The organism is Acinetobacter lwoffii, assembly GCF_024129735.1.
Lineage (GTDB): Bacteria > Pseudomonadota > Gammaproteobacteria > Pseudomonadales > Moraxellaceae > Acinetobacter > Acinetobacter lwoffii_H.
The window spans coordinates 1-15205 of record NZ_JAMXXK010000024.1 but is presented as its reverse complement, the minus strand read 5'-3'; the positions used below and the strand labels follow the sequence as shown (position 1 = coordinate 15205).

Genomic DNA, 15205 nt, shown 5'->3' with positions numbered 1-15205 from the left:
TTAATTTGATTTTATGGGAATGATTATGTCGCATATTTATTGGGGCAGCACAACTCATGAGTCATAAAAAACTGATCCCTTATGAACTATACATTTGATTATCTGGTTTTCATTGGCCGTTTTCAGCCTTTTCATCTGGCACACATGCAAACCATTAACATTGCCCTGCAGCACAGTCAGAATGTGATTTTGGCTCTTGGTTCTGCACAAAATGAACGTAATATCAAGAATCCATTTTTGGCTTCGGAGCGTGAAGCCATGATCCTGTCAAATTTTAGTCCAGAAAATCGGGCTCGGATCAAATTTGTAGAAGTCATAGATGTTTATAATGATGAAAAATGGCAAAAACTGGTGAAATCGCTGGTGAATCAGGTTATTGAACCGGATGCTAAAATCGGACTGATCGGGCATTTTAAAGATGATTCTTCTTATTATTTAAAGTTTTTTCCAGAATGGGAAATGGTCGAACTTGACAGTCTTGAAGATGCCTTATCCGCCACGCCGATGCGTGAAGCTTATTATCGTGGCGAAATTCAACGGGATAAATTTCCACAAGGCACAATTGATTTTCTAGAGAATTTCCAAAAAACCACGACCTATCAGCAACTCAGTGAAAAATTTGCCCAGAATGATAAAACCAATCTAGTTTAAAAGTATCAGGTTGTTATGGGTTGATTCATGGTAGTTTGAGCATGCTGTTTCAAACATTCGCCTAAAATTTCCAGGGCAGACGACTGTTCTTTCCAGTGATGCCAATACAAGGGTACTTCAATTCGCATCTCACTTGAAAGTTCAAGCAGTCGACCTGACTCCAGCAAATCCCTGGTTTGATAGTCCGGCAGCCAGCCATATCCTAGACCCATGACAATCGCATCAAAAAATGCATGGGTCGATGGAATAAAGAAATGAGGATATTGAGCAAGGTTCAGGCCAAATTCGTGCTGAATAAATTGGGTATGGAGTTGGTCTTTTTCATTAAAAATAATGGCAGGGGCAAGGCGTAGCGCATCCCGATGTACCCCTTGATGAAACCAGTTTCGGGAAAAGTCAGGGGTGGCGACCAGACGATACTGCATCTGTCCGATCAACTCAGCCCGGCAACCTTTCATTGCCTTACTCTCTGTACTCAAACAGGCATTGACGAGACCTGCTTCTAACAGATGATGAGTCTGTGATTGATCATCTACCTGAAAATGCAGCACAATTTTATGCTGGATCAGCTGGGTTTGTAAGGTTGGTAATAGCCAGGTCGCGAGTGAATCAGCATTGGTGGCAATATTCAGGCAGTAGAAACCTTCATGTTGCAGCTGTCCACCCAAATCCTGCATCAGATTCTGTTCTAGCAAACGTTGATGCTGTAAATAATGCAATAAAGTTTGTCCGGATTGGGTCACGCGGCAAGGCCGATCTCTCACCAAAAGCAATTGTCCCAATTTTTTTTCCAGACTTTGAACACGTAGGGTCACTGCCGAGGCGGTAATATTTAGCTGTTCGGCAGCCAGATCGAAACTTCCCGTTTTTGCAACTGCATAAAAAGCCTCACATTGTTTCGCATTCAGCATAGCTGTTATCTAAAAATAATTTAGTTAAATTGATATTAACTTAGTTTTAATTAATCGCACTCATTTTGTTGAATAATTCATTTATTCAAAAAAAGGGGAATGTGATGTTTAGTTATATGGTGAGTGGTTTTGCTGTGGGAATGAGCCTGATTGTCAGTATCGGTGCACAGAATGCTTTTGTATTAAAACAAGGTTTAAAACAGCAGCATGTGTTCTGGGTCTGTGTGATTTGTGCCTTGTCTGATTCCATTTTAATTCTGCTTGGCGTACTAGGCTTTGCGCGTATCATTGAACATTATCCAGATATTGTTATATTTTCTAAATATATTGGTGCAGGATTCCTGTTTTATTATGGTTTGCATCATGCGATCAGCGCATTTAAATCAACAGAGGTTTTGGCACCAAGTGACCAGCTAACAGAGCATTTTCTACAAGTACTGATGATCTGCCTGGCTTTTACTTGGCTAAATCCGCATGTTTACTTAGACACAGTCATATTGATTGGATCAATTTCAACCCAATACGCCTTAGGAAAATGGTGGTTTGCTTTAGGTGCTGTCTGTGCTTCCTGGTTCTTTTTCTTTAGTTTGGGATATGGGGCAAAGATACTGACGCCTTGGTTCCAGCATCCAAAAGCATGGAAAATACTGGATGCTATTATTGCCTGTACCATGTGGGGCGTCGCGGTGTCATTAATCCTCAGTATTTGATTCAGGCTACAAAAGCCGATAGATCGGTTAAGAAGTTGACCAAGCGTGTCATTTTAGATAGGTATCGAGAATGGTCAGCGCAGAAAACAACTCTTTTCAGTACTGCAAGCACATAGATATTTCAATATATATTGAGCTTAAAATAAACGATCTGTCTGGTATAAAAAAATTTTAAAATCAGAATTTTATAAGATGAAAACAATCTCCTGCTAGCCTAGCAGGGCCACTTATCAGAGAAAAACCAGCACAAGCATTTTGTCCGTTAGTCATGAATGATTTTACAAAAACTTCAATAAACTGGTATAAAAATAACGAAAACCTGTTCGCTCAAAAAACAAGAAAATTTAGTTTCAGATTAAGCCGTGTACTTAAATCCGATCAATAAGAAATTAAACAAGGTGGATTTAAAATTGAAAACAACAATAAAAACTGGGCTCCTTAGCTTGGCGATCTGTTTAGCTTTGACCAGTCAGTCTTTTGCAAGATCATGGACCTTAACTCCCAAAAGTGATGTCGGTTTTGAGATCAAGTCGATGGGTCTTACTGTAGTTAAAGCCAAGTTCAATCAGGTTCAATCCACGATGCAGTTTGATGCTAAAGCACCGCAAAATGCCTCAACCCATCTGGTCATGGATGTGGAAAGTTTAAGCTTTAGTAAGCCGCTATTTAAACATATGATTCTGGGCGAAGACCTATTTTATGTAGAAAAATATAAGACTGTAATTTTTAAAAGTATCCAGTTTAAAGAATTGGGCAATGGCAAATACAATGTTTTAGGTCATTTAACCCTGCGTGGTGTGACCAAGCCTGTGATTTTCGAAACAACCTTTAAACCCAGTATGTCGAATACCAACCTGCTTGATGTTCAGGCATCTGCTGTGATTAACCGTAGGGATTTTGGTATGAAAAAAGGAATTGCCGGGGTAGGAGATAAAGTGAATCTTCATCTTTCGGGACAGTGTGAAATGAACTAGGGTAGATATAAAATACTTGATGATATGACATTTATTGTAAAAAAAGCCCGAATATTTCGAGCTTCTATTTATACACAAGCATGCAATTAAGCAGCTTGTAAAGCTTTTAAATCTTCCAGAACTTGTTCTGCGTGACCTGCTGCTTTGACCTTACGGTATTCTTTGACCAGTTGGCCATTATGGAAAATAAAAGTTGAACGCTCAATGCCCATCACTTGTTTACCATACATGTTCTTTTCTTTAATCACATCAAAGTGATTGCACAACACTTCTTCTTTATCACTGATCAGGTTAATACTCAGGTTCTGCTTTTCAGTAAAGTTCTGATGAGCTTTTACCGAATCACGGGATACGCCAAGAATTGTGGTATTTAAAGCATCGAACTGATCTTTTAAACAGGAAAAGCCAACTGCCTGAGTCGTACAGCCTGGCGTAGAATCTTTAGGATAAAAATAAATCACCAGCCATTCTGTATTTAACTGGGTTAAATTGATTTCGCCTGTCGTCGCAGGAAAATTCTGGTCAAGCAAACTAATTTCAGACATAAAAACTCCTGTTTTCTTTAAATTTTTTCAAAAAAATAAGCCACATTATAGTGGCTTATTTTATCAAAGAATAATCAGATCTTATTTCTTTGGTGCCGCTTGAGCTGATTTCATTGCTTCTTCAGTCAAAGTTTTCAGTTTGCCTGTTAACTGTGGACCAAAGCATGCTTGAAGATCTTTATTCTGCTTCTGTACAAAAGCTAAAGTGCCTGGGCTTTTCTTCTGGTTAATGGTGCTTTGAATTTCCCATTTTTGTGCATTGGTTAATTTGCCATCTGCTTCAATAGCACAACCACAATATTTGCTGACTTCAGCAGATGTCAATTTTTTGCTTTTGCCAGTTTCATTTTTACAAACATTGATCAATGCAGATTTTACATTGGTGCTTTTATAAGCTTGTTGTAATTTGTCATCAGCCGCTTGAGCCGTAGTTGCGAACATAGCAGCAGCTGAAACAATTGCTGAAAGCACGATGCTTGATTTTAAATTCTTCATAAACTCTACCTTGTTATTACGGTATATAACGTGTCGGGTCTTCAACACCTGCGTCCGCAAAACCCTGTTTACGTAAACGACAACTATCGCATTTGCCACAGGCACGTCCTTGGTCATCTGCTTGATAGCATGACACCGTTTGACTGTAGTCTACGCCATGTTCAATACCTAAGCGAATGATATTTGCTTTGGATAAATGTAACAAAGGTGTTTCAAATTTGAGCGCCTGACCCTCTACGCCAACCTTGGTCGCAAGGCGTGCCATGTTGGCAAATGCCTCGATAAATTCCGGACGGCAATCCGGATAACCGGAGTAATCAACCGCATTAATTCCGATGACAATCGCTTCAGCTTCGAACACTTCTGCCGCGGCTAGAGCGTAAGACAAGAAGATAGTATTACGTGCAGGAACGTAAGTAATCGGAATGCCAGCCTGTTCATGGTCGGGTACCTCAATACTATGATCGGTAAGGGCTGAGCCACCCAGATTACCCAGATCAATATTGATCACTCGATGTTCCACACCCGCACGTTGCGTTAAAGCTTTTGCTGCATCCAGCTCGGTCGTTGAACGCTGACCATATCGAAAACTGAGTGCGATACATTCATAGCGTGCCTGTGCCCAAGCCAGACATGTGGTTGAGTCTAAACCGCCAGATAACAGGACAATGGCACGAGGGCGCATAAGCTGATTCTCCAAAAAAATACTTTACAAAAAATTAACGACCAGTTTCATCATTCCATAACAACTTGTGCAGCTGTAACTGGAAACGAACAGGGAGATGGTCTTCTAAAATCCACTGAGCCAAATCACGTGCCAGTGGCGGTAAACGAACCGCACCTTTTTCGACCGCAAATGCAGGCGAAAACCAAACTGTACTCACTTTGTCTTGAAGTTGGTACTGTTCAAGTTGTTGTTTTGACCATTCATAATCTTCACGATTGCATATTACGAACTTGATTTGATCATGTGCAGTTAAATGATCCAGATTAGAAAGCAAATTCCGTGCAACTTCACCTGAATTTGGTGTTTTTAAATCTAAAACTTTAGAAATACGTGAATCCACTTTGGACACATCTAAAGCGCCACTGGTTTCAAGTGAAACCTGACATCCTAAATCTGCAAGTCGCTGCATCAGGGGTAGGGCATTTGGTTGTGCCAGTGGTTCACCACCGGTCACACAGACATAAGGGGTTTTAAAATCTAGCGTGGTCTGGATAATATCGTCCAGAGACTGACGCTCACCGCCTTCAAAGGAATAGGTGGTATCACAATAGCTACAACGTAATGGACAACCGGTTAAACGGATAAATACCGTTGGCAGTCCTGCGGCATTGGCTTCACCTTGCAATGAATAGAAAATCTCCGTAATGCGTAAACCCGCAGACGGATCAGAGACAGGAATTGCGGAAGATCGAAGCGTATTCATAACAAAACTAACCAATGAGAAATAAATAACCGGATATAAAAATAAAAATCCCTACGATTATTACTAATCGTAGAGACGAGGAGCAGTTGAAGCTCCGAGGAACACAAATGTGTCCTCTAAGTTAAGACATCTTAGTCTTCACGTAATAGATCGTTCAGACTTGTTTTAGAACGAGTTTGTGCATCAACTTTTTTCACGATGATGGCAGCATACAGGCTGTAAGTGCCACACTTAGAAGGGAGGCTACCAGCAACAACGACTGAACCTGCTGGTACACGGCCGTAGTGGATTTCGCCAGTGGTACGGTCATAAATCTTGGTCGATTGACCAATGAATACACCCATTGAAATTACAGAACCTTCTTCAACGATTACGCCTTCAACGATTTCAGAACGTGCACCGATAAAGCAGTTATCTTCAATAATGGTTGGATTCGCTTGCAGTGGTTCAAGCACACCACCAATCCCTACACCACCTGACAAGTGAACATTTTTACCAATTTGCGCACATGAACCGACAGTTGCCCAGGTATCAACCATCGTGCCTTCATCTACATAAGCACCGATGTTGACATAAGAAGGCATCAAGATCACGCCTTTGGCCTGGAAAGAACCTTTACGTGCGACAGCAGGTGGTACGACACGTACACCAGCAGCCTTAAATTGTTCTTCAGTCCAACCTGAGAATTTAGTCTCTACTTTGTCATAGAAACGAAGATCACAAGCTTCCATTGGTTTGTTGTCGTTCAATTTAAATGATAACAATACCGCTTTTTTAATCCATTGATGAACAACCCATTCACCATCGATTTTTTCAGCAACACGTAAAGTACCATTGTCTAGACCAGCAATTACTTCCTCAACTGCTTGACGGATTTCAGCAGAGCAATCTGCAGCTGTAAAATTCGCACGGTCTTCAAACGCTTGTTCAATGATTGTTGAAAGCTGCGACATGATCTTCCTTCCAGAAAAAAATTTTCTAGATTTTACACTATATTGCAGGAAAAATAGTTGAAAGCACTAAAAATAGATGAAAAATAACCAAAAGTGTAGAAAGCGTGAAATTATTAAAGTGATAAGTATACTTTTTCATTATGTTGAAATGTAGGAGAAGTGTTAGAAAATGCTTGGTTCTGAACAAGAAAAATTAATTTGTATCAAAAAATAACAAAAGATGAGCAAAATGCGAATAAAAAATATTTTTTAAGTCCTTTATATTGAGCCTATCACGAATAACTAATGATCAAAATAAGTTCTTTTGAGGAGAGAAATAATGAAATCTTTACATAACATTTTAGCAGTATCAGTCTTAGCTCTAGCAGCGAGTTCTGCGATGGCTGCTGATGAAACAATCGTAACAGATGAAGGCGTTGCTGAATTCTCTTTCTTTAAACCAGCTTCTGTTCGTGCTGAAGTCGGTACTACCGGTTATGGTGGTGCAATTTCCTGGAGTGCTAACCCATATGTAGGTGTCACTTTAGGTTATAACGGCGGTGATATTTCCTGGTCTGATGATTTATCAATCAATGGTTCTGATTATGACCTAGATATGGACAATAACCTGACTTATCTAAATGCTGAAATTCGTCCTTGGGCAAACTGGTTCTATATGGCGGCTGGGGTAGGTTATATTGATAATGATTATGGTCTAGAACGTCGTCCAGGTACTAATGCTTCATTTACAGTAGGTGGAGAACGCTTTAGCAATCCAACTGGTGCCGATGTTCGTATTAGTGGTGATTTATCCTACAAGAACAACATTGCTCCTTATGTAGGTATCGGTTTTTCTCCCGCGATTACTAATCGTTGGGGAGTATTTGGTGAAATTGGTGCCTACTATAATGGAAATCCAACTGCAAATTTAACTGCTAATCCAGAAGCTTTAATAGCAGTAGGCCCAGGAAGCGAAGGTAACAGTTTAGAAGATGCTCTTGCTCAAGAAGAACGTGATATTCGTAACGACAATAAATACGAATGGTTACCAGTAGCGAAACTAGGTGTGAGCTTCCGCTTCTAAGATTTAACTTAATATAAAAAAACGGGCTTCGGCCCGTTTTTTTATATTTTTAGAACAATTTTAAAAGTGATAACCCAGTTTCAAAGCTAGGATCAAAGCACTATTTTCAGAAACTGCAGATAAACCTGCAATCTGTGGCGTCATAGGTTCGGATGAGGAAATTTCAGGTTTTTGAAACTTTAAATAATATAGTCCAGTAGCAATATCCCAGGTTTCTTGAATCTTATAAAGATGACCTAGTCCGATACCCCAATAGCCATCACTCGGATTCAAGGTTGAAGCCGGATTTCCTGTACCAGAATCCCATAAAAGTTCAATCGAATTTATGCCAAAAGATGACCATTGATGGGCAAGTCCGATTTTGCCAGACCATTGATCCTCACGATAATCAATCATTCTAAAAGGTTTTACTTCAGGGAACTGTAAGGCCGCATAGTCAATTACAGCGCCAAATTTAGGTGGCTGGATCACGAAATTCTGCCAGTTTGACCAACGCAGCGTGCCATAGAGCGCATTTTGATCAGTTAAAGCTGTCTGAAAATCCAAGTTCACAGACTGTGGAGTTTGAATTTCTGTATAAGGTGCTGGATTTGTACCTACAATAATTGATTCAGTGGTTTTATTGTGATGAGTAATTGCAGAACGATAGGTCAGTGCGGTTCTAAAAAAATATTCAGGAATCTGATAACTGATTACTGCAAGCCAGCCCCAAGCGGGATCTCGTTCAAATGTGGCTCGATAACCATTGAATATATAAAATGTCTGCCCGGCTAAATATAAATTTCCCTCTAAGCTTTGATAACTTAGCCCTGTATAAAAATTCCAGTCAGCGTCTGGTTGAAAGCCAATTAATGAGGTCAAATTATGGCTCTCAAACTGAATGGTAGCAGCCTCAATGGGAAGTGCCGCACCTGCAAAAACAGGATCATAATGATAAGCGATATCTATAGAATAAGGCCGATCATAAATCAGTCCCCACGACACTTGAGGATTTAACTGGAATTTTAATGCGGCATTGGAAACCCATTGGCTATGGGCAAGATTTCCTGTAGAAAAATCGATGATGCCTAATTTTTGTAGCTCTTCGGTATGTTGTACCTGACCGCTGATATCAGGGCGAACCCAGGCCAATGAAACTTCAGCATAATGATTTTTTTCAAAAAACGATTGGATGCTTTGGTTAGATTGTTCAAACGCTGCTGCATAACCTGACCCGGAGAAAAACAAGCCCACGGAGAAAAGAGCAAATTTATTATTGATCATCTTGGTATAATTCAATTTATTATGCATGTGATTATGCTTGATATTTATATTCTTTATCTACTCAAAAAATAAAAAAGAGGCCAATGAGCCTCTTGAGTTTAAAGCCTGAATTTAGTTCAGTCGTCTGGATAGGCGACTTTTTTAAGTGCTTTAATATTGGCATCTGGCGAGCATAGGGAAATAAACTCGTAGCCATAGCCACGCAGTAAATGTCCTTTACGTACCGCAATCCAGGTGGTATTGACACCAAAAATGTCGGTTTTAATTTGCTTTAAACGATAATCGCGCTCAGGGTTATAAGCGACATCGTTGACGATACCCACGCCCATGTTCATTTCGACATAGGTTTTAATCACATCGGCATCGAGTGCGGACATCACGATATTGACATCAAAGCCGGCTTCTTCAAAAGCAGTATCAATCTTGGAACGACCGGTAAAACCACCATGATAGGTAATAATCGGGTAGTGAGCCAGATCTTCAATCCGGATGTTTTCCTTACTCGCCAGCGGATGATTTTGCGGCGTAATAATACTGTGTTGCCAGTTATAATAAGGCACGCTGGCCAGATTGTCTTCAGTCGTCAGGGCTTCAGTCGCAATACCGATATCGGCTTGGCCTTCCAGCAGCATTTCCGTAATTTCCATCGGGCTGGCCTGTTGCAAAATCAAATGTACTTTAGGGAATTCTTTTTTGAATTGGCTGACAATTGGTGGCAACACATAACGCGCCTGGGTATGCGTCGTGGCAATCGTCAATGTGCCTTCATCGACTTTATTGAAATCATCGGCCAGACGTTTGATATTGTCGGCATCGACCAGCATGCGTTCCACAATGCCTAAAAGTGCCTGACCTGGTTCGGTTAAGCCCAGTAGACGTTTACCTTTACGGATAAATAACTGCACCCCCAGTTCATCTTCCAGATCTTTAATATGCTTACTTACCCCGGACTGTGAAGTATAAAGCGCAGCAGAAGCTTCAGTTAAATTAAAGTTTTGTCTAACCGTTTCTCGTATAATTCTTAATTGTTGGAAATTCATAATTCTCTTACCCTAGAAGAGGATGGGGCATTTTAAAGCCCCATCTTTTGATCTTAAGCGACCTGGTTTTCAAATAAATGCAAGTTCACCGCACTTAACCAAACAGTTTGATTTGGGCGGAATTGGTGCGCTCTCGCTTCATCAGGCGTCAGTAAAATTTCAATCAGATTGCCTTGACGGTCATTTAGCTCTGCAACGACTTTACCCGCGATCCATAATTCACGAATGAAAGTCGCTTGAATGGCATTGTCGTGTGGCTGTGCATGAATGCGTAGTTCATCTGGACGCGCGAATAAAATCACTTCACCTTGAGCGGCATTTTTTGCACCCTCAAATTGAATGCGGTCTTCGCCGAGTTGGATGAGGCCGCCATGGTTCTGACCTTCAAAACGGTTCGCCTGACCCAAAAAGTCGAATACAAATGGAGTTTTCGGGGTTTCATAGACCTCACGCGGTGAACCGATCTGCTCTACATTGCCTTTGTTCATTACTACGATCTGATCTGCAACTTCAAGTGCTTCTTCCTGATCATGAGTCACGAAGATCGAAGTAATATGCAATTCGTCATGCAGGGTACGTAACCAGCGACGCAGTTCCTTACGCACTTTGGCATCCAGTGCACCGAAAGGTTCATCTAGTAATAATACACGTGGTTCAACGGCCAGAGCACGTGCAAGGGCAATACGCTGACGCTGACCCCCAGAAAGTTGAGCTGGATATCGGTCAGCAAGGAAACCGAGCTGAACCAAGTCGAGTAAACGTGTCACACGTTTTTTAATTTCCGCTTCCGATGGACGAGTTTTACGTGGACGCACACGCAGGCCAAAGGCAATATTGTCAAATACCGTCATATGGCGGAACAAGGCATAGTGCTGGAATACAAAACCAACTTCACGCTCCCGTACATGCACATTGGTAGCATCTTCGCCCTCAAGAATAACCTGACCGCCATCTGCTGATTCCAGACCGGCAATAATCCGTAGCAAAGTGGTTTTACCACAGCCTGATGGACCAAGAAGTGCGACCAGTTGACCATCTGGGAAATCCAGCGAGATATTTTTAAGTGCATGGAATGCACCAAAGTGTTTTTCAATATTTTGTACTTGAATACTCATGTGGGCATTCCTTAAGAAACTGTTGAATCTTCATTACGTTTGTCTTGTTTTTCCTGGCGCAGTTCCACCCATGTTTTTAAAATCAGGGTCACAATTGCGAGGAGAGCCAGAAGCGAAGACACGGCAAACGCAGCACTAAAGGTATATTCGTTATAAAGAATTTCGACGTGTAGCGGCAAGGTATTGGTTTCACCACGGATATGGCCGGAAACCACCGACACCGCACCAAATTCACCCATGGCCCGCGCATTACACAGAATCACGCCATAGATCAGACCCCATTTGATATTGGGCAGGGTCACTTTCCAGAAAGTCTGCCAGCCAGATGCACCGAGTACAATCGCAGCTTCTTCTTCTTCGGTTCCTTGTGCTTCCATTAACGGAATTAGCTCACGCGCAACAAAAGGTACCGTAATAAAGATAGTCGCTAGGACAATCGCAGGCACTGCATAAAGGATCTTGATATCGTGATCCATCAGCCAAGAGCCCATCCAGCCTTGGGTACCAAAAATCAGTACCAGCATCATACCCGCAATCACAGGTGAAACAGAGAAAGGGAGATCAATAATGGTCGTCAGGAATGATTTACCTGGAAAGTTAAACTTCGCCACAGACCAGGCTGCCGCAACACCAAATACGACGTTGAGCGGTACTGCGATTGCAGCCGTCAGCAAGGTAAGTTTTACTGCCGACAGAGTATCCGGATGCACCAGCGCTTGGGTATAAACGCCAACCCCTTGTTTAAAGGCTTCAACAAAAACCAGAATCAAGGGCAGAATCAGGCAGCTTAAAAAGAAGATTAAGGCAATAGTGAGCAGCGTATAACGTACCCAAGTTGGCTCACGGGTTGCATCACGGGATTGCAACTTTTCAGCCAGCGCATTGCTGTTGGTATTTAAACTCATCGCGCAGTTCTCCCGGTACGACGGCTAGCCCATGCCTGTAATAAGTTAATCAGGAATAGCATCACGAAGGAAATCAGTAGCATGACGACAGCAATCGTGGTTGCACCGGCATAGTCATATTCTTCTAGGCGAGAAATAATCATTAACGGTGCAATTTCCGTTTCAAAAGGCTGGTTACCGGCAATAAAGATCACCGAACCATACTCACCGACACCACGGGCAAAGGCCAAAGCAAAACCAGTGATCAGCGCAGGCAGAAGAATTGGAAAAATCACTTTGGTCACAATCTGAAAACGGTTGGCACCCAATGCAGATGCAGCTTCTTCCAGTTCAGTTTCCAGATCACTCAGTACCGGTTGGACGGTACGCACCACAAAAGGCAGGCCAATAAAGATCAATGCCAATGTAATACCAATCGGGGTATAAGCGACTTGAATGCCAATTGGTTCTAAATATTGACCAATCCAGCCGGTCGGTGCATATAAAGAGGTCAGGGCAATACCCGCAACTGCAGTTGGCAAGGCAAATGGCAAATCTACCAGAGCATCGACTATGCGTTTGCCCGGAAAGCTGTAACGTACCAGACACCACGCCAGCAACAGGCCAAAAACTACATTGACCAGTGCAGCGACAATGGCCGCGGTGAAACTTAACTGCAATGATTTCAAGATACGTTCAGAGCTCAGGATTTCCCATAAGCCATCCCAGCCAATGCCCAGTGATTTAATAAAAACAGCTGACAGCGGGATCAAAACGATTAATGACAAATACGCTAGGGTAAAGCCTAGAGAAAGACCAAATCCTGGCAGCACTCGGGATCGCTGCGACATGATTACTCCTCAGAAGAGAGAAAGCTGATTGAAGTCAATCAGCTAAAATAAAAAAACAATTTGGGCACAAGCATAATTTGCAGCGACTAAAATGCAAATTTAAAATAACACTTGCTCTCATCAACTTTGCTGATATGGGGCATAGTGTTTTCTGAAATCAAATAGTGTTCAATTTCAGGAAAAGGGCCAAAACCAGAAGCGACATTGACATGACCGACTGCACCCAGATTAATTGGTTTGATTTTCCAGGTTTGGGCCAGTATGTGGGCATCTTCAAAACTTAACCAGGGATCATTTTCACTGATCAATAACGTGGTGGGCACCTGAAGCTTGAGCTGTTGAAAATAGGTGCTGTAGTCAGTCTGACTGTCGCGCGAAAAACCATTTTCCCCAAATCGTGCCGGATTAGCTGGTGCCACCAATAGCAGATTTTTTACTTTTGCATTGAGTTCGGGATGTCGGGCAAGGGCCGCAATACTGGTCAGACAGCCAAAGCTGTGTGCGACAATCTGAACCTCTGCTGGAATGGCTTGCAGAGTTTTGACAAATTCTGCTACCCAGATATCCAGTACCGGATGATTCCAGTCCTTTTGCTGCACACGGGAGCATCGCATCAGCCGGTGCTGTAAGCAGGTTTGCCAGTGGTTGTATTCACTGCCACCTACACCAGGAACGATAAGCGTATGAATCATGTCGATGCTCCTATATCAATCAGCTTGGAAAATTATTTCGCGCTGTTGGCTTTAACGATCTGGTCAAATACACCACCATTTTCAAAGTGAGCCTTTTGTACTTTGTTCCAGCCGCCAAATTCCTGATCAACCGTCACCAGTTTTAATGGCTTAAATACTTGGCTGTATTTGGCCAGTACTTTGGCATTACGTGGACGATAATAATGTTTACCTGCCAGGTCTTGACCCAATGGCGAATACAGGAAGTTCAAATAACCTTGAGCCAAGTGCTGGTTGCCTTTTTTCTTGGCATTTTTTTCTACAATCGCCACCGGTGGCTCAGCCAGAATCGACAGAGAAGGGGTAATAATTTCAAACTTGCCCGGCTGTTCGCGAAGGGCTAAATGCGCTTCGTTTTCCCATGCGAGTAAAACATCCCCAATGCCACGTTCAGCAAAGGTCGTGGTTGAACCACGTGCCCCGGAATCCAGAACTTTGGTATTTTTATAAATTTTACGAACAAATTCTTGCGCAGTCTTATCGTTGCCGCCCGCCTGATGTTTGGCCCAAGCCCAAGCCGCCAGATAATTCCAGCGTGCACCGCCTGAAGTTTTCGGGTTTGGGGTAATGATCGCTACGCCCGGTTTGACCAGATCACCCCAGTCCTTAATCTCTTTCGGATTGCCTTTACGCACCAGGAACACGATGGTTGAAGTATAAGGCGTCGAGTTTTGCGGCAATTTCTTCTGCCAGTCCGCAGGTAACAGTTTAGCTTTTTCTGCCAGCACATCAATATCGGCAGCCAATGCTAACGTTACGATATCTGCATCCAGACCATCAATCACGGCACGTGCCTGTTTGCCTGAACCGCCATGCGATTGCTTGAAATTGATTTTTTGACCGGTACGGCTTTCCCAATATTTGCCAAAATTCTTATTTACATCTTCATACAGTTCACGGGTCGGATCATAGGATACATTGAGAAAATCACGTGCTGCTGCACCAAATGAGGTTGCCGAGATAACAGCTGCTAAAACCCCAAGTTTTAATGTGTTTGAAATGCTCATCTGGACTGAATCTCTGATATGTTCTGTAACATAAGCGCAGAATAAACTTATTCTTTATGCATAAAAAATAATTAAAAATGAATTTTATATGAAAAAAAGAGATAAATAAGCTCTTAAGTGTTTGAAATAAGAATGGCCTTATGAATAAAGGCCATAATGAACTGCATTTAAAGTATTATTTTGCGTGATTGGTTTTGACAATCTGATCAAACACACCACCATTGTCAAAATGCTGTTTCTGAACCTTGGTCCAGCCACCAAATTCTTTATCAATGGTGACCAGTTTTAAGGACTTGAATACGGTACTGTATTGCTTTAATACATTCGCATTACGTGGACGGTAAAAGTTTTTCGCCGCCACAGTCTGTCCAGCAGGTGAATAGAGGTAATTTAAATAGGCTTTGGCCAGATGTTCATTACCATCTTTCTTGGCATTTTTTTCTACGATTGCCACGGGTGGTTCAGCCAGAATAGACAGAGAAGGAGTAATGATTTCGGTGGTGTTTCAAAAAGTATGCTGAAACAAAGCAGGTTGAATTTTGATAAAATAGAGAAATGCGAATAACTCTAGAAATCAAATGT

At 42.0% G+C, this 15205-nt stretch carries 17 protein-coding genes and 1 pseudogene; 4 read left to right on the top strand and 14 right to left on the bottom strand.

The genetic code is table 11. From position 1 onward, the window contains the following. The first annotated feature begins 81 nt into the window (after positions 1-81). Positions 82-651 carry a nicotinate-nicotinamide nucleotide adenylyltransferase gene (locus tag NI469_RS08460; protein ID WP_253147594.1) on the top strand — a complete coding sequence of 190 codons (570 nt, stop codon included), beginning with the start codon at positions 82-84 and terminating at the stop codon, positions 649-651. Between the two features lie 5 nt (positions 652-656). On the opposite strand, the gene NI469_RS08455 is transcribed toward NI469_RS08460, so the two are convergent. Beyond that, on the bottom strand, positions 657-1562 hold the full coding sequence (locus NI469_RS08455) for a LysR family transcriptional regulator ArgP (protein WP_004645644.1): 906 nt from the start codon (positions 1560-1562) through the stop codon (positions 657-659). 104 nt (positions 1563-1666) lie between these two features. On the opposite strand from NI469_RS08455, the gene NI469_RS08450 reads away from it, so the two are divergent. Both NI469_RS08450 and NI469_RS08445 read left to right on the top strand, forming a co-directional pair. Beyond that, positions 1667-2272, top strand: a complete 606-nt coding sequence (locus tag NI469_RS08450) for a LysE/ArgO family amino acid transporter (RefSeq protein ID WP_253174840.1) — start codon at positions 1667-1669, stop codon at positions 2270-2272. A 410-nt stretch (positions 2273-2682) separates the two neighbouring features. Then, a complete protein-coding gene (locus NI469_RS08445) occupies positions 2683-3246 on the top strand; it encodes a YceI family protein (RefSeq protein ID WP_004731691.1) in 564 nt (187 codons plus the stop codon). Between the two features lie 86 nt (positions 3247-3332). Here the strand turns inward: NI469_RS08445 and NI469_RS08440 are convergent, their stop codons facing one another. From NI469_RS08440 to dapD, 5 genes are all read right to left on the bottom strand, one after another. Next, the gene (locus NI469_RS08440; protein WP_004731690.1) at positions 3333-3791 is read right to left on the bottom strand and encodes a peroxiredoxin; all 459 of its coding nucleotides are present in this window, start codon (positions 3789-3791) and stop codon (positions 3333-3335) included. 81 nt (positions 3792-3872) lie between these two features. Next, a complete protein-coding gene (locus NI469_RS08435) occupies positions 3873-4286 on the bottom strand; it encodes a hypothetical protein (RefSeq protein ID WP_004645640.1) in 414 nt (137 codons plus the stop codon). A gap of 16 nt (positions 4287-4302) precedes the next feature. Further along, positions 4303-4971 (bottom strand): 7-cyano-7-deazaguanine synthase QueC, encoded by a 669-nt coding sequence (queC, locus tag NI469_RS08430; RefSeq protein ID WP_004731688.1) that lies wholly within the window; start codon positions 4969-4971, stop codon positions 4303-4305. A gap of 34 nt (positions 4972-5005) precedes the next feature. After that, entirely contained in the window at positions 5006-5716 is a 711-nt protein-coding gene (gene queE / locus NI469_RS08425; RefSeq protein ID WP_253174838.1) for a 7-carboxy-7-deazaguanine synthase QueE, read from the bottom strand. 131 nt (positions 5717-5847) lie between these two features. Next, positions 5848-6669: a 2,3,4,5-tetrahydropyridine-2,6-dicarboxylate N-succinyltransferase gene (dapD, locus tag NI469_RS08420; protein WP_004731685.1), complete on the bottom strand. Its 822-nt coding sequence runs from the start codon at positions 6667-6669 to the stop codon at positions 5848-5850. Positions 6670-6988: 319 nt separating this feature from the next. On the opposite strand from dapD, the gene carO reads away from it, so the two are divergent. Then, complete coding sequence (gene carO, locus NI469_RS08415) at positions 6989-7732, top strand: ornithine uptake porin CarO (protein ID WP_004731683.1); 744 nt, start codon at positions 6989-6991, stop codon at positions 7730-7732. A gap of 60 nt (positions 7733-7792) precedes the next feature. Here carO and NI469_RS08410 read toward each other — a convergent pair whose 3' ends face one another. The 8 genes and pseudogenes from NI469_RS08410 to NI469_RS08375 form a co-directional block, all read right to left on the bottom strand. Continuing rightward, the gene (locus NI469_RS08410; RefSeq protein ID WP_253174836.1) at positions 7793-9022 is read right to left on the bottom strand and encodes an outer membrane protein transport protein; all 1230 of its coding nucleotides are present in this window, start codon (positions 9020-9022) and stop codon (positions 7793-7795) included. 89 nt (positions 9023-9111) lie between these two features. Continuing rightward, positions 9112-10035 (bottom strand): CysB family HTH-type transcriptional regulator, encoded by a 924-nt coding sequence (locus NI469_RS08405; RefSeq protein ID WP_004731679.1) that lies wholly within the window; start codon positions 10033-10035, stop codon positions 9112-9114. Between the two features lie 53 nt (positions 10036-10088). Then, positions 10089-11150, bottom strand: coding sequence for a sulfate/molybdate ABC transporter ATP-binding protein (locus NI469_RS08400; RefSeq protein WP_004731677.1), 1062 nt, complete (start codon positions 11148-11150; stop codon positions 10089-10091). An 11-nt stretch (positions 11151-11161) separates the two neighbouring features. After that, positions 11162-12055 (bottom strand): sulfate ABC transporter permease subunit CysW, encoded by an 894-nt coding sequence (gene cysW, locus NI469_RS08395; protein WP_004279077.1) that lies wholly within the window; start codon positions 12053-12055, stop codon positions 11162-11164. Then, positions 12052-12885, bottom strand: a complete 834-nt coding sequence (gene cysT, locus NI469_RS08390; protein WP_004279076.1) for a sulfate ABC transporter permease subunit CysT — start codon at positions 12883-12885, stop codon at positions 12052-12054. The genes cysW and cysT overlap by 4 nt, the downstream gene beginning before the upstream one ends. An 86-nt stretch (positions 12886-12971) precedes the next feature. Next, the gene (locus NI469_RS08385; RefSeq protein WP_004731675.1) at positions 12972-13577 is read right to left on the bottom strand and encodes an RBBP9/YdeN family alpha/beta hydrolase; all 606 of its coding nucleotides are present in this window, start codon (positions 13575-13577) and stop codon (positions 12972-12974) included. Between the two features lie 32 nt (positions 13578-13609). Beyond that, entirely contained in the window at positions 13610-14623 is a 1014-nt protein-coding gene (locus NI469_RS08380) for a sulfate ABC transporter substrate-binding protein (RefSeq protein WP_004731673.1), read from the bottom strand. A 175-nt stretch (positions 14624-14798) separates the two neighbouring features. Further along, a pseudogene (locus tag NI469_RS08375) lies at positions 14799-15119 on the bottom strand (sulfate ABC transporter substrate-binding protein); the annotation flags it as partial. Positions 15120-15205 lie beyond the last annotated feature (86 nt).

Coding starts and splice junctions, on each gene's coding strand:
- NI469_RS08460 (WP_253147594.1), top strand. CDS start 82: ATGAACTATACATTTGATTATCTGGTTTTCATTGGCCGTTTTCAGCCT.
- NI469_RS08455 (WP_004645644.1), bottom strand. CDS start 1,562: ATGCTGAATGCGAAACAATGTGAGGCTTTTTATGCAGTTGCAAAAACG.
- NI469_RS08450 (WP_253174840.1), top strand. CDS start 1,667: ATGTTTAGTTATATGGTGAGTGGTTTTGCTGTGGGAATGAGCCTGATT.
- NI469_RS08440 (WP_004731690.1), bottom strand. CDS start 3,791: ATGTCTGAAATTAGTTTGCTTGACCAGAATTTTCCTGCGACGACAGGC.
- NI469_RS08435 (WP_004645640.1), bottom strand. CDS start 4,286: ATGAAGAATTTAAAATCAAGCATCGTGCTTTCAGCAATTGTTTCAGCT.
- queC (WP_004731688.1), bottom strand. CDS start 4,971: ATGCGCCCTCGTGCCATTGTCCTGTTATCTGGCGGTTTAGACTCAACC.
- queE (WP_253174838.1), bottom strand. CDS start 5,716: ATGAATACGCTTCGATCTTCCGCAATTCCTGTCTCTGATCCGTCTGCG.
- dapD (WP_004731685.1), bottom strand. CDS start 6,669: ATGTCGCAGCTTTCAACAATCATTGAACAAGCGTTTGAAGACCGTGCG.
- carO (WP_004731683.1), top strand. CDS start 6,989: ATGAAATCTTTACATAACATTTTAGCAGTATCAGTCTTAGCTCTAGCA.
- NI469_RS08410 (WP_253174836.1), bottom strand. CDS start 9,022: ATGCATAATAAATTGAATTATACCAAGATGATCAATAATAAATTTGCT.
- NI469_RS08405 (WP_004731679.1), bottom strand. CDS start 10,035: ATGAATTTCCAACAATTAAGAATTATACGAGAAACGGTTAGACAAAAC.
- NI469_RS08400 (WP_004731677.1), bottom strand. CDS start 11,150: ATGAGTATTCAAGTACAAAATATTGAAAAACACTTTGGTGCATTCCAT.
- cysW (WP_004279077.1), bottom strand. CDS start 12,055: ATGAGTTTAAATACCAACAGCAATGCGCTGGCTGAAAAGTTGCAATCC.
- cysT (WP_004279076.1), bottom strand. CDS start 12,885: ATGTCGCAGCGATCCCGAGTGCTGCCAGGATTTGGTCTTTCTCTAGGC.
- NI469_RS08385 (WP_004731675.1), bottom strand. CDS start 13,577: ATGATTCATACGCTTATCGTTCCTGGTGTAGGTGGCAGTGAATACAAC.
- NI469_RS08380 (WP_004731673.1), bottom strand. CDS start 14,623: ATGAGCATTTCAAACACATTAAAACTTGGGGTTTTAGCAGCTGTTATC.